This is a genomic window from Bradyrhizobium sp. USDA 4516, assembly GCF_054055915.1.
Genome location: NZ_JBSRXT010000001.1, coordinates 3,016,922 through 3,041,214, shown reverse-complemented (window position 1 = coordinate 3,041,214; position 24,293 = coordinate 3,016,922). Strand labels below are relative to the sequence as shown.

At 64.4% G+C, this 24,293-nt stretch carries 24 protein-coding genes; 10 read left to right on the top strand and 14 right to left on the bottom strand.

Annotated elements, in window-relative coordinates; translation table 11 throughout:
* Positions 1–152 precede the first annotated feature (152 nt).
* The 8 genes from ACVI1L_RS14020 (at position 153) to ACVI1L_RS13985 (ending at position 7,474) form a co-directional block, all read left to right on the top strand.
* Positions 153–581 (top strand): organic hydroperoxide resistance protein, encoded by a 429-nt coding sequence (locus ACVI1L_RS14020; RefSeq protein ID WP_168856208.1) that lies wholly within the window; start codon positions 153–155, stop codon positions 579–581.
* 189 nt (positions 582–770) lie between these two features.
* Positions 771–1,976 (top strand): CaiB/BaiF CoA transferase family protein, encoded by a 1,206-nt coding sequence (locus ACVI1L_RS14015; RefSeq protein WP_168856207.1) that lies wholly within the window; start codon positions 771–773, stop codon positions 1,974–1,976.
* Between the two features lie 290 nt (positions 1,977–2,266).
* Positions 2,267–3,583 carry a sn-glycerol-3-phosphate ABC transporter substrate-binding protein UgpB gene (ugpB, locus tag ACVI1L_RS14010; RefSeq protein WP_028337533.1) on the top strand — a complete coding sequence of 439 codons (1,317 nt, stop codon included), beginning with the start codon at positions 2,267–2,269 and terminating at the stop codon, positions 3,581–3,583.
* Between the two features lie 163 nt (positions 3,584–3,746).
* A complete protein-coding gene (gene ugpA, locus ACVI1L_RS14005) occupies positions 3,747–4,628 on the top strand; it encodes a sn-glycerol-3-phosphate ABC transporter permease UgpA (protein WP_456783131.1) in 882 nt (293 codons plus the stop codon).
* Positions 4,628–5,476, top strand: a complete 849-nt coding sequence (gene ugpE / locus ACVI1L_RS14000; RefSeq protein WP_057020404.1) for a sn-glycerol-3-phosphate ABC transporter permease UgpE — start codon at positions 4,628–4,630, stop codon at positions 5,474–5,476. Before ugpA ends, ugpE begins: the two co-directional genes overlap by 1 nt.
* Positions 5,476–6,558, top strand: a complete 1,083-nt coding sequence (locus tag ACVI1L_RS13995) for a sn-glycerol-3-phosphate import ATP-binding protein UgpC (protein WP_018269287.1) — start codon at positions 5,476–5,478, stop codon at positions 6,556–6,558. The genes ugpE and ACVI1L_RS13995 overlap by 1 nt, the downstream gene beginning before the upstream one ends.
* 170 nt (positions 6,559–6,728) lie before the next feature.
* Positions 6,729–7,154, top strand: coding sequence for an Hsp20 family protein (locus ACVI1L_RS13990; protein WP_057020402.1), 426 nt, complete (start codon positions 6,729–6,731; stop codon positions 7,152–7,154).
* A 50-nt stretch (positions 7,155–7,204) separates the two neighbouring features.
* The gene (locus ACVI1L_RS13985) at positions 7,205–7,474 is read left to right on the top strand and encodes a BQ00720 family protein (protein WP_016843536.1); all 270 of its coding nucleotides are present in this window, start codon (positions 7,205–7,207) and stop codon (positions 7,472–7,474) included.
* Between the two features lie 79 nt (positions 7,475–7,553).
* On the opposite strand, the gene ACVI1L_RS13980 is transcribed toward ACVI1L_RS13985, so the two are convergent.
* Positions 7,554–7,901 carry a DUF6665 family protein gene (locus tag ACVI1L_RS13980; RefSeq protein WP_456783130.1) on the bottom strand — a complete coding sequence of 116 codons (348 nt, stop codon included), beginning with the start codon at positions 7,899–7,901 and terminating at the stop codon, positions 7,554–7,556.
* A 261-nt stretch (positions 7,902–8,162) separates the two neighbouring features.
* Here ACVI1L_RS13980 and ACVI1L_RS13975 point away from each other — a divergent pair, with 261 nt between their 5' ends.
* The gene (locus ACVI1L_RS13975; RefSeq protein ID WP_456783129.1) at positions 8,163–8,720 is read left to right on the top strand and encodes a cytochrome P460 family protein; all 558 of its coding nucleotides are present in this window, start codon (positions 8,163–8,165) and stop codon (positions 8,718–8,720) included.
* 17 nt (positions 8,721–8,737) lie between these two features.
* Here ACVI1L_RS13975 and ACVI1L_RS13970 read toward each other — a convergent pair whose 3' ends face one another.
* The 3 genes from ACVI1L_RS13970 to ACVI1L_RS13960 all read right to left on the bottom strand — a co-directional run bounded on the left by ACVI1L_RS13970 (position 8,738) and on the right by ACVI1L_RS13960 (position 12,361).
* The gene (locus ACVI1L_RS13970; protein WP_456783128.1) at positions 8,738–10,267 is read right to left on the bottom strand and encodes an AMP-binding protein; all 1,530 of its coding nucleotides are present in this window, start codon (positions 10,265–10,267) and stop codon (positions 8,738–8,740) included.
* Positions 10,268–10,390: 123 nt separating this feature from the next.
* On the bottom strand, positions 10,391–11,521 hold the full coding sequence (locus ACVI1L_RS13965) for a DUF5938 domain-containing protein (RefSeq protein WP_057020397.1): 1,131 nt from the start codon (positions 11,519–11,521) through the stop codon (positions 10,391–10,393).
* 36 nt (positions 11,522–11,557) lie between these two features.
* Positions 11,558–12,361 carry an SDR family NAD(P)-dependent oxidoreductase gene (locus ACVI1L_RS13960; RefSeq protein ID WP_456783127.1) on the bottom strand — a complete coding sequence of 268 codons (804 nt, stop codon included), beginning with the start codon at positions 12,359–12,361 and terminating at the stop codon, positions 11,558–11,560.
* A gap of 365 nt (positions 12,362–12,726) precedes the next feature.
* Here ACVI1L_RS13960 and ACVI1L_RS13955 point away from each other — a divergent pair, with 365 nt between their 5' ends.
* The gene (locus ACVI1L_RS13955; protein WP_026192040.1) at positions 12,727–13,332 is read left to right on the top strand and encodes a TetR/AcrR family transcriptional regulator; all 606 of its coding nucleotides are present in this window, start codon (positions 12,727–12,729) and stop codon (positions 13,330–13,332) included.
* Between the two features lie 147 nt (positions 13,333–13,479).
* Here ACVI1L_RS13955 and ACVI1L_RS13950 read toward each other — a convergent pair whose 3' ends face one another.
* The 10 genes from ACVI1L_RS13950 to ACVI1L_RS13905 all read right to left on the bottom strand — a co-directional run bounded on the left by ACVI1L_RS13950 (position 13,480) and on the right by ACVI1L_RS13905 (position 24,023).
* Positions 13,480–13,737: a HepT-like ribonuclease domain-containing protein gene (locus tag ACVI1L_RS13950; protein ID WP_456783126.1), complete on the bottom strand. Its 258-nt coding sequence runs from the start codon at positions 13,735–13,737 to the stop codon at positions 13,480–13,482.
* A 35-nt stretch (positions 13,738–13,772) separates the two neighbouring features.
* On the bottom strand, positions 13,773–14,069 hold the full coding sequence (locus ACVI1L_RS13945; RefSeq protein WP_057020394.1) for a nucleotidyltransferase family protein: 297 nt from the start codon (positions 14,067–14,069) through the stop codon (positions 13,773–13,775).
* Positions 14,070–14,124: 55 nt separating this feature from the next.
* Positions 14,125–14,586: a PTS IIA-like nitrogen regulatory protein PtsN gene (ptsN, locus tag ACVI1L_RS13940; protein WP_016843543.1), complete on the bottom strand. Its 462-nt coding sequence runs from the start codon at positions 14,584–14,586 to the stop codon at positions 14,125–14,127.
* 231 nt (positions 14,587–14,817) lie between these two features.
* Positions 14,818–15,417, bottom strand: coding sequence for a ribosome hibernation-promoting factor, HPF/YfiA family (gene hpf, locus ACVI1L_RS13935; RefSeq protein WP_028337939.1), 600 nt, complete (start codon positions 15,415–15,417; stop codon positions 14,818–14,820).
* Positions 15,418–15,602: 185 nt separating this feature from the next.
* Positions 15,603–17,258 carry an RNA polymerase factor sigma-54 gene (gene rpoN, locus ACVI1L_RS13930; protein WP_076833777.1) on the bottom strand — a complete coding sequence of 552 codons (1,656 nt, stop codon included), beginning with the start codon at positions 17,256–17,258 and terminating at the stop codon, positions 15,603–15,605.
* A 205-nt stretch (positions 17,259–17,463) separates the two neighbouring features.
* Positions 17,464–18,444, bottom strand: a complete 981-nt coding sequence (gene lptB / locus ACVI1L_RS13925; RefSeq protein WP_028341724.1) for an LPS export ABC transporter ATP-binding protein — start codon at positions 18,442–18,444, stop codon at positions 17,464–17,466.
* A 341-nt stretch (positions 18,445–18,785) separates the two neighbouring features.
* Positions 18,786–19,508, bottom strand: a complete 723-nt coding sequence (locus ACVI1L_RS13920) for an LptA/OstA family protein (protein ID WP_229193451.1) — start codon at positions 19,506–19,508, stop codon at positions 18,786–18,788.
* Positions 19,509–19,513: 5 nt separating this feature from the next.
* The gene (gene lptC, locus ACVI1L_RS13915) at positions 19,514–20,239 is read right to left on the bottom strand and encodes an LPS export ABC transporter periplasmic protein LptC (protein ID WP_057020391.1); all 726 of its coding nucleotides are present in this window, start codon (positions 20,237–20,239) and stop codon (positions 19,514–19,516) included.
* 154 nt (positions 20,240–20,393) lie between these two features.
* Positions 20,394–21,008 carry a ribonuclease D gene (locus ACVI1L_RS13910; RefSeq protein ID WP_076833773.1) on the bottom strand — a complete coding sequence of 205 codons (615 nt, stop codon included), beginning with the start codon at positions 21,006–21,008 and terminating at the stop codon, positions 20,394–20,396.
* A gap of 231 nt (positions 21,009–21,239) precedes the next feature.
* A complete protein-coding gene (locus ACVI1L_RS13905; protein WP_456783125.1) occupies positions 21,240–24,023 on the bottom strand; it encodes an autotransporter family protein in 2,784 nt (927 codons plus the stop codon).
* Positions 24,024–24,293: the final 270 nt, after the last annotated feature.

Below are 24,293 nucleotides of genomic sequence, written 5' to 3'. Positions count from 1 at the left end.
ATCTCGTTTCCGGGTCATTCTGGGCTCACGGGACCGCGGATTCAATTGCGAACAATTAAATGTGAGACCGCATATTTTATATTGTGCGCAATCTATTTGCGTGCAATACATGCGTCATCGAATTCAAGCCCAACCCACCAAGGGAGACCACGATGTCTGTGAACGTGCTCTACAAGACCAGCGCCAAGGCAACCGGCGGCCGCGACGGCCATGCGGCGACGCTCGACGGCGCACTCGACGTCAAGCTCACGACCCCGAAGGAGCTCGGTGGCGGCGGCGGCGGTGCCGGCAACAATCCGGAGCAGCTGTTCGCGGCAGGCTATGCCGCCTGCTTCATCGGCGCGATGAAGTTCGTGGCGTCGCAGGGTGGCCCCAAGGTTCCCGCCGACGCCTCGGTGACCTCGACGGTCGGCATCGGCCCGCGCTCGGAAGGCGGGTTCGGTCTCGCCGTCGAGCTCGCGGTGTCGCTGCCCGGCCTTGCGCGCAGCGATGCCGAAGCGCTGGTCGAGAAGGCCCACCAGGTGTGCCCCTATTCCAACGCGACCCGCGGCAATGTCGACGTCAAGCTGAGCGTCGTCTAATTCCACATCACGCAATGGTCCGCCGCAACACGTGGCGGACCATTGCTCTTTCAGCGGCGCGTTCGCTTGGCGAACGCATGCGCCGTCTGCTGCATGGGCCTGCGCCGACGGAAGCATTGCTGCCCCGGCTGAAGACCGTTAGCTCTGGGACCCTCGTTATCTGATCCCAACTGAGCGAAGGTTGCTTCCATGAATACCCCAGCGGCTACGGGCGCGATGACCGGCCTGCGCGTGATCGATCTGACGCGCGTGCTCGGCGGTCCGTATTGCACCCAGATTCTCGCCGACCACGGCGCCGACGTGATCAAGGTCGAGCCGCCCGCCGGCGACGAGGTGCGAGACTGGGGTCCTCCCTTCCACGAAGAAGACGCGGCCTATTTCGTCGGCATCAACCGCAACAAGCGCTCGATCGGCCTCGACCTCGCTTCCGAGGGCGGACGCGCGGTGCTGATGAAGATGCTCGAGACCGCCGACGTGCTGATCGAGAATTTCAAGCCCGGCACGCTCGACAAATGGGGCATCGGCAACGACGCGCTGCGCGCGAAATTTCCGCGCCTCGTGCATTGCCGGATCTCCGGCTTCGGCGCCGACGGCCCGCGCGGCGGCAATCCCGGCTATGACGCGATCATCCAGGCGATGACCGGCATGATCGCGGCGACCGGCTCGCCGGAGAGCGGCCCGATGCGGATCGGCGTGCCGCTGGTCGACATCACCACCGGGCTCTACGCCACGATCGGCATCCTGATGGCGCTGTCGGAGCGGCAGCGCTCGGGGCTCGGCCAGTTCATCGAGACGACGCTGTACGAGACCGGGCTCGCGATCATGCATCCGCACACCGCGAACTACTTCATGCACGGCAAGCCGCCGTCGCTCACCGGCAACGAGCATCCCAACCTCGTGCCGTACGCGATCTTCCCGACCAAGACCGACAACATCTTCATCGGCGTCGGCAATGACGGAACCTTCCGCAAGCTCGCCAAGGAGATCGGCAAGCCCGAGCTCGGCACCGACCCGCGCTTTGCCCGCAACAAGGACCGCATCGCCAACCGCGATGCGCTCCGCGTCGAGCTGGCCGCGGTGTTCAGCCAGCACGAGGCCGAGCCGCTGTGCAACCGGCTGCTCGCCGCCGGCCTGCCGGCTGGCCCGGTGCAGAAGATCGACCAGGCGCTGACCAACCCGCACACCATTCATCGCGGCGACGTCATCGAGAAGGATTGGTACAAGGGCGTCGCCTCGCCGATCCGCCTCGAACGCACCAAGCCGAACCTGCGCCGGACGCCGCCGAAGTTCAGCCAGCACGCCGCGGAAGTGCTCGGCGAGTTCGGCTACTCGAAGGACGAGATCAACGGCCTGGTTGAGAAGGGCGTGGTCTGCGGTCCCCAGCGCAAGCGCTAAAGGCGTTTTCGAGCCTGTCCCGCACGCGATGCGGGATGCGCACCGGTTCGCGTCAGGACAAAGCTGGAGCGTCGGCCCGTATCGAACCGGCCGACGCATCAACACTGCGGTGCAACGTCGCGTTTGGCGCTGCACCGCACGGAGCCGGCTGCGGTCTTCGCCTTTTTTACCGCTTCCCTTCGCTTCGGCTTCCCCCCTACCATGACTTTCGTTTATACGGTCATTTGAACGTCATCCGGCGCTGATAACGCGCGCAACGAAAGATGATGTTCCAATTGGGAGGGGTTTTGATGTTCTTTCGACGACTAGGCGCTGCCGCGGCAGCCGCTGCCGCGCTTGCATTCGCGTCGCCCGCGTTCGCGGTGACCGAGATCCAGTGGTGGCACGCGATGACCGGCGCCAACAACGACGTCATCGTCAAGCTGGCCAACGACTTCAACGCCTCGCAATCCGACTACAAGGTGATCCCGACCTACAAGGGCGGCTACGCCGACACCATGAACGCCGGCATCGCCGCGTTCCGCGCCGGCAACGCGCCGCATATCATGCAGGTGTTCGAGGTCGGCACCGCGACGATGATGGCCGCCACCGGCGCCGTCAAACCGGTCTACAAGCTGATGGCCGACGCCGGCGAGAAGTTCGATCCGGGCGTCTATCTGCCCGCGATCACCGGCTACTACTCGACCTCCAAGGGCGAGATGCTGTCGTTCCCCTTCAACTCGTCGTCGACGGTGATGTGGATCAATCTCGATGCGCTGAAGAAGGCCAACATCGCGGAGATTCCCAAGACCTGGCCGCAAGTGTTCGACGACGCCAAGAAGCTGAAGGCAGCCGGCTATAACACCTGCGGCTTCTCCGGCTCGTGGGTCACCTGGGTCAATCTCGAACAGCTCTCGGCCTGGCACAATGTGCCGCTCGCCAGCAAGGCCAACGGCCTCGACGGCTTCGACACCGTGCTCGAATTCAACGGCCCGCTGCAGGTCAAGCATCTCGAGAACCTGGTCGAGCTGCAGAAGGACAAGACCTACGACTATGCCGGCCGCACCAACACCGGCGAAGGCCGCTTCACCTCGGGCGAATGCCCGATCTACCTGACCTCGTCGGCGTTCTTCGGCAACGTCAAGGCGCAGGCCAAGTTCAACTTCACCGCGGCGCCGATGCCGTATTATCCCGACGCCAAGGGCGCGCCGCAGAACTCGATCATCGGCGGCGCCTCGCTCTGGGTGATGGGCGGCAAGTCGGCCGAGGAATACAAGGGCGTGGCCAAGTTCCTGACCTTCCTCTCGGACACCGACCGCCAGGTCTGGATCCACAAGGCCTCGGGCTATCTGCCGATCACCAAGGCCGCCTATGCCAAGGCCAAGGAAGAAGGCTTCTACAAGGACCAGCCCTATCTCGAGACCCCGCTGCTCGAGCTCACCAACAAGGAGCCGACCGCGAATTCCCGCGGTCTGCGCCTCGGCAACATGGTGCAGCTGCGCGACATGTGGTCGGAGGAGATCGAGCAGGCGCTGGCCGGCAAGAAGACCGCCAAGCAGGCGCTGGACGCCGCCGTCGAGCGCGGCAACCAGATGCTGCGGCAGTTTGAAAAGACCGCCGTCCGCTGACATGATGCCTTCGGGCATGAACCGGACAAGCGCGAAGCGGCTTTCCGAAAAGATCATGCCCAGACGACAAGCTAAAGCGCGATGACGATCCAAGCTCATCTCATCGCGCTTTAGGGCGATCAACCGGCAGGCCGCATCCGCGGCCTGCCCTTCCTCCGAGCCCATGCAAAAGCAAGCGATTTTCCAGTCAAAGCTGTTGCCTTACGCGCTGGTTGCCCCGCAACTCGCGATCGTCCTGATCTTTTTCTACTGGCCGGCCCTGCAGGCGGTGATCCAGTCCTTCCTGCTGCAGGACGCCTTCGGCCTCTCCACCAGCTTCGTCTGGTTCGAGAACTATCTCGAGCTGTTCAAGGACCCGGCCTATTTCGCGGCGATCGTCCGGACCTTCGTGTTCTCGTTCGCGATCGCGGTCTCCTCGCTGTCCTTCGCGCTGCTGCTCGCGGTCATGGCTGACAGGCCGCTGCGCGGCTCGACGCTGTATCGCACGCTGCTGATCTGGCCCTATGCGGTGGCCCCGCCGGTGGTCGGCGTACTCTGGGTGTTCATGCTGCACCCCTCGCTCGGCGTGCTGTCGCGCTATCTGCGCGCCATGGGCATCGACTGGAATCCGCTGCTCGACGGCGACCAGGCGGCGGCCCTGATCATCCTCGCCGCGGCCTGGAAGCAGATCTCCTACAATTTCCTGTTCTTCCTCGCCGGGCTGCAGAGCATCCCGAAAAGCGTGATCGAGGCCGCCGCGATCGACGGCGCCCGGCCGATGCGGCGGTTCTGGACCGTGATCTTCCCGCTGCTGTCGCCGACCATCTTCTTCCTCTTGGTCATCAACATCGTCTACGCCTTCTTTGACACTTTCGGCATCATCGACACCATGACCCGCGGCGGTCCCGGCAGGGCGACCGAGACGCTGGTTTACAAGGTCTATACGGACGGCCTGCTAGGCGGCAATCTCGGCTCGTCGGCGGCGCAGTCGGTCATCCTGATGGTCATCGTCGTCATGCTGACGGCGATCCAGTTCCGCTTCGTCGAACGCAAGGTGACCTACTGATGGTCGAGGAGGAAGGCTTCCAGCGCTATCTGGCTCACGCCATCCTGTGGATCGGGATCGCGATCGTCGCCTTCCCGGTCTATCTCGCGCTGGTCGCCTCGACCCAGGACAACGCCGTGATCGCCAACGGCCAGATGTCGCTGCTGCCCGGCGGCCATTTCCTCCAGACCTACTACCAGACGCTGTTTGTCGGCACGAGCGGCTCGACCCGCGAGCCGGTGCTCCACATGATGCTGAACTCGCTGGTCATGGCGCTCTTGATCGCGGTCGGCAAAATCGCGATCTCGATCATCTCGGCCTACGCGATCGTGTATTTCCGGTTTCCGTTCCGGATGGCGATCTTCTGGATCATCTTCATCACGTTGATGCTGCCGGTCGAGGTACGCATCTATCCGACCTACAAGATCGTCGCCGATCTGCATCTGCTCGACAGCTATGCCGGCCTGTCGCTGCCGCTGATTGCGTCGGCCACCGCGACGCTGCTGTTCCGCCAGTTCTTCATGACCGTGCCGGATGAATTGCTGGAGGCTTCGCGGATCGACGGCGCAGGCCCGTTCCGCTTCTTCTGGGATACGCTGCTGCCGCTGTCGCGCACCAACATGGCCGCGCTGTTCGTGATCCTCTTCATCCTCGGCTGGAATCAGTACCTCTGGCCGCTGTTGATCACCACGCGCGACGACATGCAGACCATCCAGGTCGGCATCCGCAAGATGATCACGACGACGGACGCGCTGACCGAATGGCCGATCGTGATGGCGACCGCGTTGCTCGCGATGCTGCCGCCGGTGTTCGTCGTCGTCGTGATGCAGAAACTGTTCGTGCGCGGATTGGTGGAGACGGAAAAGTAATGGCTAACGTCACGCTGCGCAGCGTCCGCAAGACCTATCCCGGCGGCTTCGAGGCCATCAAGGGTGTCGATGTCGACGTCGGCGACGGCCAGTTCTGCGTGCTGGTCGGCCCATCCGGCTGCGGCAAGTCCACGCTGCTCCGCATGGTCGCGGGGCTCGAGACCATCACCGGCGGCGAGATCGACATCGGCGGCCGCGTCGTGAACCAGGTCGAGCCTGCTGATCGCGACATCGCGATGGTGTTCCAGAACTACGCGCTCTATCCGCATATGAGCGTCTACAACAACATGGCCTACGGCCTGCGCAACCGCGGCATGGCCGAGGCCGAGATCAAGACCCGCGTCGAGGAAGCCGCGCGCGTCCTCGAGCTCTCGCCGATGCTGGAGCGCAAGCCGCGCCAGCTTTCCGGCGGCCAGCGCCAGCGCGTCGCGATGGGCCGCGCCATCGTGCGCCAGCCAAAAGTGTTCCTGTTCGACGAGCCGCTGTCGAACCTCGACGCCAAGTTGCGCATCGCGATGCGGGTCGAGATCCGCAAGCTGCAGCGCCGGCTCAACACCACATCGATCTACGTCACCCACGACCAGCTCGAGGCGATGACGCTCGCCGACATCCTCGTCGTCATGAACGGCGGCCAGGTCGAGCAGGTCGGCAATCCGCTGGACATCTACCAGAAGCCGGCGACCACCTTCGTCGCCTCCTTCATCGGCGCCCCGCCGATGAACCTGATGCCGCTGCGCGCGGACGAGCTGAAGTCCCAGATCACGGGCGCCGACGGCGCCGGCATTGTCGGGATCCGGCCGGAGGACTTCGTGATCTCGAGCGAGACCGCATCCGGCGGCGTCGCGCTCGGCCTCACCGTCGAGGCGATCGAGCATGTCGGCGCCGAGACCTTCGTCTACGGCAGCCGCCAGCGCGAGGAGCAGGGCGTTGCCGCCAATCCGGGCGAGCTGCCGCCCGGTGAGGTGATCGTCCGGGTTCCCGGCGTCTCGGGTCCCGCCATCGGCGAGCGGATCCGGGCCGTCGCCCCCCGCGACAAGCTGCATCTTTTTACCGCCGATGGCCGCAAGCGCGTCGGGGAGTAACCGATCGGGAAGAATTTACCCCCATGTTGCGGGCGTTTAGGCTGGTTTCGGGGCTGCTTGAACGCTATCCAGATCGCCCCCATATCCCTCACTGACCGGAGGCCAGACGGCCCGCCGGTTGCATGGGGCGCCGCAAGGGCCCCTCAAAGTCGCTTCGAGAGGACTTTGTAATGTCTCGTGTTCCATCGTTGTCCAGTCCGTTCCTTCTGGGATTCGACGAGATTGAGCGTGCGCTCGACCGCGTCGTGAAGGGCGCCGACGGCTACCCTCCGTATAACATCGAGCGGTGCGACCGTACCAACGGGCAGCCTGAACGGCTGCGCATCACGCTGGCGGTGGCGGGCTTCACCCGCGACCAACTCGATGTAACTATTGAGGAAAATCAGCTCGTCATCCGCGGCCGCCAGCAGGACGACAAGGCCCGGCAATACATCCATCGCGGCATCGCCGCGCGCCACTTCCAGCGCACCTTCGTGCTGGCGGAGGGGATGCATGTGCTGGGCGCGGATCTGAAGAACGGGTTGTTGTCGATCGACCTGGCCAGGCCGGAACCTGAACGGGTCATTAAGACAATCGCTATCAATGAGCACGAATAATAGAAACAACGAGCGGACTCGACCGCTTATCTGACTGAGGAGTCGAGACCATGAGTGAACTGAGTACCACCACCATCGAATCCGAGAGCGTCACGCCGGAAGCGCTGGCCCATCTGGGCGAAGGTCATATCGCCTACGTGAAGCAGGTCCGCTCCGAGGACGTGCCGGATCTCTTTCCGCAAGCGCCGAAGATCGCGCCGGGCCTCAAGCTGTTCGCACTGCACGCCGCCGACGGCACGCCGATCATGCTGACCGACAGCCGCGAAGCCGCGGTCGCAAATGCGTGGAGCAACGAGCTGCAGGCCGTCAGCGTCCACTGACGCAAATCTACGGCTGAATTCAGCATCCGCGAATTCAATGCGCGGGCCTGCTTCGTCACCGAGGGGGCCTGCGCATTTTTTATGGCGATGAGGTCGACGTGGCGAGCATCGGGCCCATGCTGAGCTGCACCTCGCCGGGCACGTTGTAGTCGCGCATCAGCATGCGGTTGTTGCGCAGCCCGCAGGCTTCCCGCTGCACCACGAACATCCAGAGCGCATGGCCGGCCTCCCGCACCAGGAGGCGCCGTGCCTGTTGTGTTGACGTCGATGTTTCAGCGCGCGGATGGGCGGCATCGAACTCGCGCAGCCTGGCGAGTGCCTGTTCCAGCGCGCGGCCCATGCGGCCGAGCGCACTCGCCCTCTCTTCGGTGAGCTCGTAAGCGAGAACGTCGACGGGAACGCGATCAAGGCGAAAATCGCGGGACATCAGTCATCCCTGGTTCGTTGCGCGCGTCCGTCTTCCGGCGTCATCGGCTGGTTGTCAATAGGTGCTCGTGTCTTCGATCGCCAAGCGAAAGCTCGCTCAACTTGAGCAATTCATTGCGCAGCCTTGGGCAGCGGACCATGGCCGCGGCTCCATTTCGCTCTGTGCATTTCCGTGCTGTAATAAGTTCCCGCGAGAAGCACTGCGACAAGGAATTTCCAGCACGAATTATTCGCCGCCAAATCGATTGAAGGAGATGCGAACATGCAGAAGAGCTCGCTGATCAATCTCGTTGCTTCGGTGTCGATTTCCGTCCTCGCGACAGGTGTCGCGATTTCCGCGCAGGACAAGTACAGCCTGCAGGTGCCCAACGGGCTCGCGTTCTCCGAGTTCAGGGGATACGAGGACTGGCCGGTGATCGCGATCAGCGAGAACGACGGCGTCATCGCCGTGATCCTGGGCAATCCGGCGATGATCGGCGCTTACCGGGAGGGCGTGCCCGGCAATGGCAAGCCGTTCCCGGATGGCGCCAAGATGGCGAAGATCCATTGGATCCCGAAGAAGCAGGAGGCGTATCCCGGTCAACCGACGGTGCCGGGTGCGCAGCATGACGTCGACTTCATGGTCAAGGACAGCAAGAGGTTCGCAGACAGTGGCGGATGGGGATACGGCGCGTTCGAGTATGACGCAGCGTCAGATGTGTTCAGGCCCGCCACCACGGCGGACAATCCGCCCCAGGAAAACGACGCGAAGTGCGGCCATGCGTGCCACACGGTGGTACAGAATCGCGACTACGTCTTCACCGAGTACGGCAAGAGGTAGACATCGGATCGCACGGGCTAGCGTTGCACCAGCCGCGCGCGGATGTCCGGCTTCAGCACCTTGCCGACCTTGGAACGCGGCAGATCGTCCCAGACCTCGATCTGCTTCGGCGTCTTGATGCTGCCGATCTGCTGCTTGACGAAGGCGGCGAGCGCTGACGCATCGACGGTGTGGCCGACGCGCGGCTGCACCACGGCGACGATCCGCTCGCCCCATTTGTCGTCAGGCAATCCGATGACGGCGCAATCCTGCACCGCCTCATGGGCGCGCAACGCGTTCTCGACCTCGATTGAGTACACGTTGAAGCCGCCGGTGATGATCATGTCCTTGGCGCGATCGACGATATAGAGATAGCCGTCACCGTCGATGTAGCCGATGTCGCCGGTGTGGTGCCAGCCATGCGCCGAAGCCTCGCGCGTGGCCTGGGGGTTCCTGTAGTAGCCTTCCATGACAAGCGAACCGCGCACCACGATCTCGCCGCGCGATCCCGCCGGCAACAGCTTGCCGTCGCCATCCATGATGCCGGCGTGCACCAGCGGGCCGATCCGCCCGGCCGACGAGAGTCGCTCCATCGCAATGGTGCCGTCCGGATTGTAGTGATCGGCGGGCGGCATCATCGAGATCATCATCGGCGCCTCGGTCTGGCCGAACAGCTGCGCCATCGGCCCGATCCGCTTCAAGGCTTCCGCTAGCCGCGTCGCCGAGATCGGTGCCGCGCCGTACCAGAAACATTGCAGCGAGCCGCGATCGGCCGCGTCGAGCCCGGGATGATCGAGCAGCATGTAGATCACGGTCGGCGGCAGGAAGGTATGGGTGACGCGGTAGCGCTCGATCAGCGCCAGGAACTCGCCGATGTCAGGGTGGTGCATGATCACGACGCGGCCGCCCAGCGTCATGATCGGGAAACAGAGCACGCCGGCGGCATGCGTCAGCGGCGCCAGCGCGAGATAAATCGGACGGCCCTTGAACGGATAGCCCATCAGGGTCAGCGCGGTCATCGCCTCGATGTTGCGTCCCGACAGCATCACGCCCTTCGGCTTGCCGGTGGTGCCGCCGGTGCCCGGGATCATCGCGAGATCGTCGATCGTGGCGCGCTGATAGACATCGTCGGCGAGCCCGCCGAGCCAGCGGTCGAATGACGGCGCGAATGGCAGCTCGGCGTCGAGACAGACCAGCGCGCGCAGCTTGGGTAGGTCCTGCCGGACCGCGTCGACCATCGGCGCAAAGCTGGAATGAAACAGCAGCAGGCTGCAATCGAACTGATCGAGGATGAACTTGTTCTCGGTCGCCTCGTTGCGCGGATTGATCGGGCACCACACGGCAGCCGCGCGCGAGATGCCGAACACGCAGGCGAAAGCGAGCGGATCGTTGCCGGACAGGATCGCGACCTTCTCGCCCGGAGAGATACCCGACCGCTCGAGCCCGCGCGCGATCCGGTAGCTCAGCCGCTGCACCTCGCCATAGCTGAGGTCGCGCCCGTCCATGGTGAGACACGGCACGTCGGCGCCGAGCGAGGCACCCTTATCGAGATAATCGATGAAGCGCATGGCAGGTCTCGCGCAAGAGGCGGGTGACGCGCTACTGCGTCACCCGCGGAAGGTGCGTTTTCGAGCAAAACGAAAACGCTTCAGGGAAGGAGTGTCGAGCCCCGATCCGAGCGGGGCTCAAGCTCAATCATGCACGGTCAGGACCGGCTTGCCGACCAGCCCAAAACTGCGCAATTGCCCGAGCAGCTCGCGATGGCCGAACGCCTGACAGCCGGAGGCGAACCCTACACGCTTGGGCGGCTGCTGCAGCAGGTGCGCGGCAGCATAGGCCTGCAGCATGCCGGTCTGCTTGTAGTTGCTGTTGCCGTAGATGACGCAGTGCGCGCGCCCCAGCGGGCCGGAGGCATACACCGAATCCAGCGACTTGTTGACACGCGGGTTCTCGCGCGGCGGCATGGTGTTCATCACGCCGGCAGCGGTCTGTGCCAGCGCGGCGTAGCGCTCGTCGGGCTTCATGTCCTTGGTCGCCTCCAGCGCGGCGGCGACGATCTGCGGCACGCCCAGCATCAGCGCGCGATTGAACACGCCGCCCAGCACCTTCACGTTGGCGACGCGCGGATCCTGCTTGAACCACACCGGGTGCGACGTGCCGCCCCACGGCAGCGCCAGCGCCAGCTCGTGTTGGCCGGGGATGGCGAGGTTGTAGAGGCCGGCATCGGGCTGATGCTCGACGTACTTGTTCTGCTCCAGGTAGTAGGCCTTGGCCATCGCGGCGTTGACCAGGATGGTCTGCGTCGAGGCGATGGTCGGGCTGCCGCCCCAGAACACGGCGATATCGAGTGTGTCGAGGCCGGGCGTTTCCAGGCACAGCTGCGCGGCGATCTCGCCGGTGGTGTACATCTGCGCGATGCCCGGCGCCAGCAACAGGCCGGCATTGGCGAATTTCGTGCCAAACTCGTGCTCGAGCGTGATCAGCCAGTCCTGCTCGCCGGTCGTATCCGTATAGTGGCACCTGGCAGCCAGGCAGGCCTGCACCACCTCGCCGCCGAACTTGGCGAAGGGGCCCACGGTGTTGAGCACCACCGAGGCGCCCTTGAACAATTCGGTCAGCGCGGCCACGGTGTGCGGCACCGACACGACCTCGTAGTCGGCGGTCTCGATGCCGGCCACGTTCGACTTCATCGCGGCGTTGAGCTTCTCGGCGCTGCGGCCAGCGGCGATGAAGGGGATGTTGTACTCGCGCAGATATTCGCAGACCAGCCGGCCGGTATAGCCGGAAGCGCCATAGACGATGACGGGCTTCTTGTCGCTCATTGCGATCCTCCGAAATGCTTGTTGTCGGCTTTGTTGCTACATGCCCATGCCGCCATCGACCGGCAGGCCGATGCCAGTGATGAATCGCGCATCGTTCGAGCACAGGAACACGGCGGCGTCGGCGATGTCGGAGACCTCCGCGAGCTTGCCGAGCGGCGTCTGCTCCACCACCGAACCGACAGCGGCGTTGACGTCGGGCGCGAGACCGATCTTCACGATGTCGTTGGCGAGCTGCAGGCCCATGTCAGTCGGGATCAGGCCTGGATAGATGCAGTTGACGCGCACGCCATAGCCGAGCTTGCCGGCTTCCATCGCGCCGACCCGCGTCATGCGATCGACCGCGGATTTGGTGCCGGAATAGACCGCGATGCTCGGGAAGGCGATCGTCGCCGCGACCGAAGCGATATTGACGACCGCGCCGCCCTTGCCCGCGGCGCCGCCCGGCCGCATCGCGCGGAAGGCGTGCTTCATGCCGAGCACGGTGCCGACGATGTTGACGTCGCACATGCGGCGCGCGTCCTCGGCCTTGATGTCGGCGACCAGCGACGTGATCTCGATGCCGGCATTGTTGATCAGGATGTCGAAGCCGCCGAGAGTTTCGACCGTCGCTGCGGCGGCCCGCTCCCATTGCACATCGTCAGTGACGTCGAGCTTGACGAAGCCGGTCTTGACCCCGGCCTTGGCGATCTCGGCGACGCTGGCCTTGCCGGCGTCATCCAGAATGTCACCGATCATGACCGCGGCGCCGGACCGCGCCAATGCCTGCGCGATCGCCGCGCCAATCCCCCGGGCGCCGCCGGTGACCAGGGCTTTCCTGCCTTCAAGGCTCTTCCCACTCATGACGTAGTCCTCCCTTTGCTTGCCGATTGATGGTGGTGCTGACAGAGGCAGCGCGGGCCGGGGCCTGCGCATTTGGAGCGCAATGGTGATCGCGGCCGGCGTCGGCAGGGCGCAGCGTTGGCGCGCCCCGGCGGTGCATTTCCTCCTGGTTCGTCGATTGGTCAGCCGTCTTGACGGTTGTCCAAATTATTTCGCCAACCCTCGTCCAGGAACTTGACACTTGTCAAGTCTGAATTTGACAAGTGTCAAAGAGGATGGTTGTGAAGAGATGGAGCGCGCCGCGGTCGCCGCGGTATAGTTGCTCGAGGGAAGAAGCAGAGGGAAGGCACGGAATGGCGCGGCAAGCGACAGGAGCGGCCCAACGGGTGGCTGTAGCGGCCGAGGCGCTGCGCGACGAGAAGTTCAACGCGCGGCGCGTCGAGCTCGCGGAGGCCGCGCTGGAGACGCTTGGCGAGCTCGGCTTCGCGCGCACCAGCCTGCGCGAGATCGCGCAAAACTCCGCATTCACGCACGGCGTGTTTCACTACTACTTCAGCGACAAGCTCGATTTGATCTGCTGCTGCGTCCGCCACTACAAGGCGAAATGCGTGACGCGCTATGACGAGGTGGTGACGACAGCACGCAGCCGCGACGAATTGACCGAAGGTTTTCTCGCCAAGCTCGCGGCCACGCTCGAAAACGAAGCGCGCATGCATCGGCTCTGGTACGATCTGCGCTCGCAGGCGATGTTCGAGCCGGCGTTCCGCAAGGACGTGCTCGAGATCGACAAGAGCCTGGAAGCGATGATCTGGCGCATCGCCACGCGCTACGCCGAGCTCGGCAACAAGCGGCCGGCATCGTCACCGGCGGCGCTGTACGCGCTGTTCGACGGCCTGTTCCAGAGCGCGCTGCTCCGGCATCTCGCCAATGACGAGAAGGCAATCCCCGATCTGCTCGACGAGGTTCGCCGTCTGCTGCCGACGATCTGCTGAGAGGTTTGCGAACGCTCCGTAGCCCGGATGGAGCGCAGCGTAATCCGGGACTGAACTATCCGCAGTTAGAGTAGCTCCGGATTGCGCTTCGCTCCATCCGGGCTACGGACTACTCCAATGAAGCCTTGAGCGCCAACAGCGCGGCCTTCAGCGGTGGTAGATCATACTTGACCTCGTGGCGTCAACGCGCTGGTAATCATGCCGCAAGATGTTGCCTATGCCTGCGATGTCTTTCCAGCGGACATTCTCGTGCTGAGCCTTTAACTCGCTGCCGAGGTGGCGGCTCGCTTCCGAAATGACTTCGATTCCGCGTTCAATTGCGGAGCGCAGCAGCCACGAGCGCTCGTAGTCGCGGATGGATTTTCCTGCCAACGCCTTTTCGATGCCACGGATGCTTTCGAGCATGTCGTGGATACGAAGCAAGGGGAGCGCACGATCATTCAGAAAACCCGCGTTGCCTCCGCCTCGATCCGCTCTCGAATCAGTGGATGAAGTCCTTTGCGTGTGGTGAGATCGACTTCGACGCCGAGACTCTCTTCGAGCAGTCGCTTGGTCGCGACCAGGTCGAGAGCATTGAACCGGCTGCGAGGATCGTAGTCCACGAAAAGATCAATATCACTCCCTGCACGAGCCTCGTCGCGCGCAGTCGAACCAAATAGATACAGCGAAGTCGCCCCGAGTGCCTTGATGGCATCGGCCTGGTCACGGAGCTTCCTGAGGGCTTCGGTTCGCGTCACGAACGAACTATACCACGGGCCGCCAAGCGCCCGCAAAATCGTACGGCAGGCGGCCTTACGCCGCGCTCGCCGGCGGCAGTGCGAGCACCGAGTAGATCGCCTGGGCGTCGCGTGAGGCGCGCAGCTTCTTGGCGACGTCCTGGTCGCGCAGCAGGCGGGCGATCCGCGCCAGCGCCTTGAGATGGTCGGCGCCGGCGCCTTCCGGTGCGAGCAGCAGGAAGATCAGGTCGACCGGCTGGCCGTCCATCGCCTCGAAATCGATCGGGCGCTCAAGGCGGGCGAAGAAGCCGAACAGCTTCTCCAGCTTGGGCAGCTTGCCGTGCGGAATGGCGACGCCATAGCCGACCGCCGTGGTGCCGAGCTTCTCGCGCTGCAGCAGCACCTCGAAGATGGCGCGCTCATTCTGCCCGGTCAGAGCGGAGGCACGCGCGGCGAGTTCCTGCAGCGCCTGCTTCTTGCTGATGACTTTCAAAGCCGGGAGAATCGCCTCGGGTGCGACCAAATCGGTAATCGGCATTGGGACGTTCCGAGGTGAATGACCGTCAGGTTGCGAAATAGGCTTTACAGCGGCGGCGTCAAGAAGATGAGGTGGGATGCGGGCTTAGCCCGGGTCCGGTTGGCAGGGCTTCTACTCCAACGTATCGGCGGTGCCAACACCTGCGAACCCTGTTCCGCCCCCCTTGTTCCTGGAGGCGGCGGACCATAAGCAGGGCCGGCTTCGGACGTCAATGCCATCTGCCAACTATCCTCAAGGGCTCACCGCCGGCGGATCGACCCAGCCGACATTACCGTCCGTACGGCGGTAAATGATGTTCAACCGGCCGCTGCCGCCATGCTGGAACACCAGGCAGGAGGCGCCGGTCAGATCGAGCTCCATCACGGCTTCGCTGACCGACAGCCGCTTCAGCGCGGTGGTTGCCTCGGCAATGATCACCGGGCTGTATTCGGTGACCTCGTCCTCGTTCTCGGGCGCCTCGATGACGTAGCTCGGCGCGTCGAGCCCGACGCCGTTCAATTCGGCGAGCGCGGCCGTCGCGGCATAGGTCTTGCGGGCGGAGCGATCCTTGAGCCGGCTCTTGTAGCGGCGCAGGCGCTTCTCGATCATCAAGAGCGCGGCGTCCGCGCTGGCATAGGCGTCGGTGGCGTTGGATTCGGCTTCCAGCGTGATGCCGGAATCCAGATGCAGCGCGCAATCGGTTCGGAAGCCGAAGCCATCCTTGCTCAGCGTGATGTGACCCGAATAGTTGCCATCAAAATACTTTCGCAGGACCTCGTCGGTGCGCTCGCTGACGCGCGCGCGAAGCGCCTCGCCGATGCTGATGCTCTTTCCCGAGATTCGAAGGGTCATTTGATGCCTCAATTGCTGGATGCCTCGATCACTCTTGCAGGAGCATGATGCTTGCTGGGCTTCCGGTTACCTCCCTTTCTGGACGACGTTCGACCTGGAAAGATTGAGACTATCCCGATTTGGCGCGAACGCAACGAGCGCATGGCCCGGTCCGTACCCGAACGGGGTCACGCTCAAGAAGTAACCTAAACGGAGGCCGTGTCGCGCGACCGGTCGGACGAGGAGGCAGGAGCCGAAAGGGCATTACCGAGCATGCTCTGTTTGTCACGGCGGCGCTGCACCGAGGATGGTATCCGCATCGCCTCGCGATACTTCGCGACGGTACGGCGGGCGATATCAATGCCCGAGGCGCGCAAACGTTCCACGATCGTGTCGTCGGACAGGATCGCCGACGGGGCCTCGCCGTCGATCAATTGCTTGATGTGATGACGCACCGCTTCGGCCGAATGCGCCTCGCCGCCGTCGGCCGACGCGATCGAGGCGGTGAAAAAATACTTCAATTCAAAACTGCCGCGATTGGTCGCCATGTATTTGTTGGCGGTGACGCGCGACACCGTCGATTCATGCATCTGGATCGCGTCCGCGACCGCCTTCAGATTGAGCGGCCGCAAATGCGCGACGCCATAAGTGAAGAAACCATCCTGCTGGCGGACGATTTCGGTCGCGACCTTCAGGATGGTGCGGGCGCGCTGATCGAGCGCGCGGACCAGCCAGGTCGCGTTCTGCAAGCAATCGGTGAAATACGACTTGTCACCGTCCTTGCGGATCGTCTTCGACAGTTCAGCGTAATAGGTCTGGTTGACCAGCACGCGCGGCAGAGTGTCGCTGTTGAGCTCGACATGCCAGCCGCCGTCGGGACCCGGACGCACATAGACGTCGGGCACCATGGTTTGCGTTCGCGCGGTGCCGAACTTCAGTCCGGGCTTCGGGTCGAGCCGGCGGATCTCGGCGATCATGTCGGTGATGTCTTCGTCGTCGACGCCGCAGAGCTTTCGCAAGGCCGCGATGTCGCGCTTGGCGAGCAGGTCGAGATGCTCGACCAGCGCCTGCATCGCCGGATCGTAGCGATCGAGCTCGCGCAGCTGGATCGCGAGGCATTCGCTCAGGTTTCGCGCGCATACGCCGGGCGGATCGAACTTCTGCAGCACGGCGACGACCTCGTCGACCGCTTGCTGCGACGCACCGAGCCGCTCGGCGGCCTGGCCGAGATCGGCCGGCAGGTAGCCGGCGTCGTCGACCAGGTCGATCAGATACTGCCCGATCATGCGCTGCGCCGGCGCCGAGAACGCGACCGCGAGTTGTTCGGCGAGGTGGTCGGCAAGCGTCAGCTCGGCGGCCACGAAAGCTTCGAGATTGTACTCGTCGTCGCTGGAGGCGCCGCCGCCCCATTCGGTGTAGACCGATGGCGGTGCATCCTGCGCGGCGCGCGCCGCCGCCTCCGCCGGCTCCTCGGAAAACACGTTGTCGAGGCGGGTATCGAGCGTCTGCTCGATTTCGGCGCGGCTGCCGAGGTCGCGGTTCAGCCATTCCTCCTGGCCGGGATCGAATCCGGCCTCGCCGCCTGGGCCTGCGGCCATGTCGGAGGCGTCGCCATCGTCCCCATAGCTGCTGGAACCGTCGGAATCGCCGTAGTCCGGCCGCTCCATGGCGGGCTCGCCCGCCACCGGCGGCTCCGGTCCGTCGGCCGCCCGCTCCAGCAGCGGATTGCGCTCCAGCTCTTCCTCGACAAAGGCCGACAGATCAAGGTTCGACAGTTGCAGCAGCTTGATCGCCTGCATCAGCTGCGGCGTCATCACCAGCGACTGCGACTGGCGGAACTCTAGTCTTTGGGTCAGCGCCATGGAGGCAAGAACGATCCTAAAAGTTGGCTCGATTCTTGCTTATATTAGTCCGAAGCCCTTGTACACGGCTTGACGGATTGGAAAATAGCGATAACCGCGATCAGCAAAAGTGGACGCCCCTGTTTTGCGTCCGATCGCGCGTCAAATTCTTTAATTAGCGCATGATCTTATCGCCAAACCGCTTCACACTTTGGCGGATCATGCGCTACAGGCGGAATTCCTCGCCAAGGTAAAGCCGACGTACATCGGGATCATTAACGATCTCCTCCGGGCTTCCCTCAGTCAAGATTTCACCGGCATAGACGATATAGGCGCGGTCGGTCAGGCCGAGCGTCTCGCGGACATTGTGGTCGGTGATGAGCACGCCGATGCCGCGGTTGGTGAGATGGCGGACGAGGTCCTGGATGTCGCCGACCGCGATCGGGTCGATGCCGGCGAACGGCTCGTCGAGCAGCATGTAATTGGGGCGCGTCGCCAGCGCGCGCGCAATCTCGACGCGGCGGCGCTCGCCGCCGGACAACGCGATCGACGGGCTCTTGCGCAGCCGCGTGATGTTGAACTCGTCGAGCAGCGAATCCAGCTCGTGCTCGCGCTTCTTCTTCGAGGGCTCGACGACCTCGAGCACCGCGCGGATGTTCTGCTCGACCGACAGGCCGCGGAAGATCGAGGCTTCCTGCGGCAGATAGCCGATGCCAAGGCGCGCGCGCTGATACATCGGCAGCTTGGTGACGTCGTGGCCATCGAGCTCGATCGCGCCGCGATCGGCCTTGATCAGCCCGGTGATCATGTAGAACACGGTGGTCTTGCCGGCGCCGTTGGGCCCGAGCAGGCCGACCGCCTCGCCACGGCGCACATAGATGCTGACGCCGCGCACGACCTGGCGGCTGCCGAAGCTCTTTTCCACGCTATGCACAGCCAGATAACCCGGCCGCTTGATCAGCTGCGGCGCGGCGGGAGCGCTGTTCCTGGCCGGCCTCGCACGCGCCGGCGCTGCTGCCGGTTGGGATCGCGGCAGCTCGACGCCGGGAGCCGACGCGGCGCGCGCCATCGGCGGCGCGTCACGCACTGGAGACGTCAGCATCTCGCCGAACTGGTCATCGAGCGCCGTGATGTCGTCATGCGAGCGCGCAAATCCGGTACTGCGTTTCGCAGAGCGCCGCCGGAACATGCCGAGAAAATCCACCATCCCCGCTTCGCTTCAGCCTTTCACGGTGATCCCGCGACCTCGCCTGCGCATCGATCGATTCGCGTGCGAAGCCGCAAGCATGAGCCGGAAATCTGAATACCGGCCTTCCCGCGCGACAAAAGCGGACGCGTTTGCGCGGAGATCATGCTCGAACAACACGGCAAAGCGCGATCACCCGCGCCTTGAATGAATGGATGCCCCTGTCCCGGCCGACATATTCCCCTCGAGGCGCATTGTTCGGCCGGGCCGCTGCAGTAGATACAGTCTCGCCCCGCCGGCTTCAACCACGCGGCCGCAGAATATTATCTAACTGATTGATTCTGCTTGACCTTACGTGAAGCTTACTTGGACTTGCCGCCCGGAAGCAGCTGCATCGGCGACGGGGCCGGGGCTGAGCCGGGGGCGGCCGGCGTGCCGCACTTGCCGCTCTGTCCGCCCGGCGACTGGATGAACAGGCCCTGCACCTTGCCATTGTCGGCTTCGACGCGCGAGACGCCGGTGGTCATGTCGACCAAAAGGCGGTCGCCGCGCAGCACATTCTGGCACTGGGTCAGCACCACCTGGCTGCCGCCGCCGCCAAGCATCGTGATCAGATTGGTCTTGGTGTCGAAGATCGCGGTCTCGCCGGTGACGACCTGATCCTTCTGGGTCACGACGACATTGCCCTTCGCCTCCAGCCGCTTGATCGAGGAGGCGCCGCCGGGGCCCGGGGTTGCCGTCTGCATCGGCGCGGCGCCCTTGGCGTTTGCCCCCTTGGTGCCGGCCGGGGCGGGCGCCGGCGCCTGGGTCGATTTATCCTCGTAGAACACGACCAGCGTCTTCGACGTCATGGTGGTGTCGCCCTGCACGACCTTCACATTGCCGGCGAAGGTCGCCTCCTTTTTCTTGTCGCGCATTTCGAGCGAAGCAGCCTCGATCTGGATCGGCTGGTCGCGGTTCTGCGAGAAGCCCTGCATGGCGTTGGGCACGCCGCTCATCGAGCCCTGCGCGAACGCGGCACTCGCGGAGAAAAGCGCGAGCAGGAACGCCGCAATTGCCATGCCGTGCGGAAAACGTCTCATCATCAAAATCATTTCGTGTTGGCGGATTTGCGCGGCTTCGGCGGCGGCGGCGGTGGAGCGGGCTCGGCAGGCGGGGCAGCATTGTTGTCACCAAGCTTGTCGAGATTCATCACGACATTGCCTTCGAACCGCACCAGCTCGCCGCTGTTGTAGATCCGGAGCCTGTCGGCGGTCAGCGTGCCGTCGAGCAGCTTGACGTCGACATGCTCGTCCGACGACACGTTGCCCTTGTTGATGTCGACGAAGGCCTGCGTCAGCCTCGCCTCATAGCCGGTGGACGACTGCAGGAAGATGTCCTGGCGCAAGTCGAGCAGCTGCTTCTTGTTGTCGAAGAAGCCGGTGCGCGCATCCATCGTCACCGTCGACCGATCCTGCTGCGCCACCTTGGCGCGGATCGTCTTCAGCTCGACATGGTCGGGATCGGTGACATCCTGGATCGCCGCCTTGGCCCACATTTCGTAGGGCCGTCCGTCGTTGGAGAAGCCGGCGATATGCGGCGCTTCCATCGTGATCTTGGTGCCGGACACGACGAGGTTATCCATCTCGAGCGGCAGCTTGGGGATCAGGTCGTGGAACGGATTGAAGAGCGCGATGTAGATGATCACGGCCATCGCCAGCCCGACCATCGCGGGAACCGCGACGCGCAGAATCCGCACCATGCGACTGTGCCGCGCGGCGGCGGCAAAGCGGGCCTCGAGGCCCGTGACATAGGCTGGATTCTGAACCGAATTCACCTGAGCTCCAGAGGCGCGAAACTGCCCCTATTCTAGCCGGAGCCGCCCAAATATGCAGCCCGGACCTCACCTCGCGCCCCCGCAGCGGACCACGCGTGAACAGTTTGGCCGAAACGGGGCGGAACTGCCCCGGCCGAGACGAATTCGGCGCTCATCATGAATGGGCGAAAATGTCCTCGGCCTCCCAGCCGTCGAGATCGAGCCTGGCACGGGCGGGAAGGAAATCGAAGCAGGCCTGGGCGAGATCGGTCCGTCCCTCGCGCGCGAGCATGACATTCAACTTGTCGCGCAGCGCATGCAAGTGCAGCACGTCGGAGGCCGCGTAGGCGAGCTGGGCCTCGCTGAGGCTTTGCGCGCCCCAGTCGCTCGACTGCTGCTGCTTCGACAATTCGACGTTCAGCACCTCGCGCACCAGATCCTTCAGGCCGTGGCGATCGGTGTAGGTGCGCGACAGCCGCGAGGCGATCTTGGTGCAATAGACCGGCGTCGGCATCACGCCGAACGTGTTGTAGAGCACCGCGACGTCGAACCGTGCGAAATGGAAGATCTTGGTGATCTTGGGATTGGCGAGCAGCGCCTTCAGGTTCGGCGAATCGGTGTGGCCCTTCGGAATCTGGATCACGTCGGCGGTGCCGTCGCCGTTCGACATCTGCACCACGCAGAGCCGGTCACGGTGCGGATGCAGCCCCATGGTCTCGGTGTCGATCGCCACCGAATCGGTGTAGCGGGACAGATCGGGCAGGTCGCCGCGATGCAGGCGGATGGTCATGCTGTCAAAAACCTCGTCGAATCGCTGTCGGAATAAACTACCGTCCAATCCGCCGACATGCGAGCATGCGCCAGTCTTCGGATCGCGCATTGGTATCGGGGCCCGTCAGGGCCGGACACGAGCAGCGGGAATCCTTAATTGTTCCGGCACAGACAGTTCAGGGTGTACCGCCATTGTGCAGCGGAGACAATGGGTTGCCGTCCCCGCCGCGCGCCCCACGGGGGCGCGCCATCATTGCCAGCTGACACGGAGGCCGAAGCGGCCGGTGATATCCTCGCGATGGAGGCTGTCCACCGAGGTCGTGTAGCCGGCGCTCGCATAGGCGCTGATCGTGCGATTGAGCTGCGCGGAGATGCCGGCACCGATCTCGACGGCGGTGCCGCGGCTTTGCACGCCGATCAGGTCCGTCGTCGCGAACGCGATGCTGCGGTCATTCGCCGCCGTGTGCCAGAGATTGGCCTCGAGATACGGACGCAGTTCGGCCGTGCCGACGACGAAGGTTGAGGGAATGCGCACGCCGAGCCGCCCGGTCAGCGTATCGGCACTGCCGAGCGCGACGCTCGAAAACATGTCGTTGAAGCTGTCGAACGACTGCCGTTGCCAGATCAGCTGCACCTGCGGCTCGATCGCGAGAAAACTGTTCAGCGGGATCGGCGCGCCGGCTTCCAGCGATGCAGCGACGCCGGTGCCCGACACCCGTGCGCCGACCTGACGATCCGACTGCGGGCTTGCGCCGTAGAAACTGCCCATCAGCACGGCGTCGACATACCAGCCCGACGGGCCGACATGGGTCCAGTAGCCGCCGATATTCTGGCTGTCGATCGAGAGCGTGCCGGTGCGGACGTCGTTCAGGCCGAGCGCGAAGCCGCTGATGTTGCCGTTGGCCCAGCCATACGCATAGAAGAAGCCGGCGCGATCATGATGCTCGGGCGCGGACTGGAAGCGCAGGATGTCGACGCCGACCTGCACGCCGGCCATGGTGCCGTCGAAGGCGGGGCTGACCGTGCCGGCCCAGCTCTGCGAGCTGTGCGAGCCATAGGCACGCGCCCACGCCGCCGGCTGTTCGCCGCCGCTGGTCAGCAAGGCCTGATCGCCCTGGCGCTGATGGAAGGTGCCGAGCGTCGCCAGCCCGAGCTTTTGAGCCACCTGCGGCAGCGCCGAATAGACCGACACCTCCTCCCGGTAGAGCTGGACCGGTGCGGCGCCCGCCGGCGGCGGCGTCAGCGACGACAGATCCTCCGCAGGCAGCCCCGGAGGCGGCGGTACCACGTTGGGCGATAAAGGCGGCGCCGGCGCGGGCGCAGCCGGCGGCGCAGGCGAGGCCGTGCCGGGCAACAATGTCGAGCGCAGATACCAGTTGTTGGCGCTGCCGGCGGAGACGCCGCCGCGGAACAAGAGATATTCGTGCGCGCCCGCCACCACGGCGTTGGAGAGACCGAATGCGCCCGCAGCCGTGGTGCCGCCGTTGACGGCCTGCACCACCATGATGCCGTCGGCGGTGGTCAATGCGCCCGTGCCGCCGGCATTGGTCACGGTCACCGCGGTCGAGCCCGACGCATTGCCGCCGGAGATGACGAGCCGATCCGACGGCGACCCATCGCCGCCGAGCACGGTGCGCAGATAAAGCCCGCCGCCATTGCCGACATAGTTGCCGGCAATGGTCAGGCTGTTCGCCGCGGTGGCGCCGCCATTGGTCAGGTTGATGACGCCGGCATTGGTGACGGTGATCTGCGGGCCGCCCGGAAACGGCGTGATCGACGGATTGGCGCCGTTGCCCGCCAGCAGGCTGGTGCCGGCCGCAATCGACACATTGCCGGTCAGCGACGTCTGCAGCGTCAGCGAGCCGCTGTTGACGAAGGTGTTGGCGAAGGTGCCGGTGCCGGCCCAGGTCCAGTCATTGCCCTCCATCGTTAACGTCTGGAATCGCGCGAACGCATTGTTGGCCGCGCCGCTGCCTTGCAGCCGCACCTGGTTGCCGCCGCCGCCGCCATCGGCAAGCCCGACGATCTGCGAGCCGGTTTGCAGGATCATCGTCACCGCACCGCCGCCGCCCGCGAGCGCCGTACCGCTGTTGCCGGCGATCAGGCCGGCATTGACGATGGTGGTGGCGCCGTTGAGCGTGCGGATCGCGGGTCCCCCCTGGCTGATGATCTTGCCGCCGGCGAGGTTCTCGATGCGGGCGGTGAACGACGATCCGGCGGTGTTGGAGAACACGCCGTCGGCTTTGACGCCGCGCGCCTCGATCGTACCGCTGTTGCGCAACACGCCCGCATTGCCCTGCATGAACACGGTGTTGTTGGCGGTGCCGCCCGCGTCCCCACCGGTCGTGAGCAGCGTGCCGGTATTGGTGATGGTCGCAAACTGGCCGGCGGAGAAGATCGCACGGGCGCCTGCGCCGGCCGTGGTGATGGTGCCGCTATTGGTGAAGGTGTTGCTGTCGCCGGTCTGCACATAAAGGCCGTGCGATTGCGGGCCCTGGGTGGTGATCGTCCCGGTATTGATCAGCGTGTTGTTGTTGTGCTGCGTGAGACCGGTGATGGCAAGGCCGCGCGAGGTGCCGTTCTGCGTCGTGATCGCACCGTTATTGATCAGCGTGTTGCCGTTGCTGCTGGCGGCGATCGCATTGCTGCCGGCGCCCGAGGTCGTGATCACGCCCGACGCGCCGTTGGTGAAGACGTTGCCGTCGCCGCTGCCGAAGATGCCGGTGCCACCGCCGCTGATGGTCAGCGTGCCGTTATTGGTGGCGGCACTGCCGGAGACAAGCCCGATCGCGGTCGCTCCGGCGCCGGGCGTGATGCCGGCGCCCTGCAGCACGTTCACGGTGACGTTCGAGCTGCCGGCAGCGGCCTGCACGCCGGCCGGCGAGGGATTCGGCGCTGCGGTCGAGCAGGTTACCGTCTGCCCGCTCGCCGGCGCGAGACTGTCGCAGGCGGCAAACGCCGGCGACGTGGACAACAGGCAACCGCCACTTAGAGCCGTGCACGACAGGATCGCCGCGAGCCGCGAGGAAACCATGCCCTTACTCCAACGTCGGCGCGAAGCCGAGCGCCCGGCCTCCCGCCACCCCCGCCCCGCTCTCAGCTCCGCCGATCGCTCCATTCAAACTTGAAACGATTTGCAGCGACCTGTTGCGCGGTCGCCACAGACGGAACCATGAGATGCATCCGCATGATTCACATCCTTGACGTGCGTACGCTTTCAAGGTTGTGAAGTACAGCATTCACCCGTTGCAGTTATCGACCGACACAACCGGAAACAAAATCGCCATGGCGTCTCGGGTGCGCC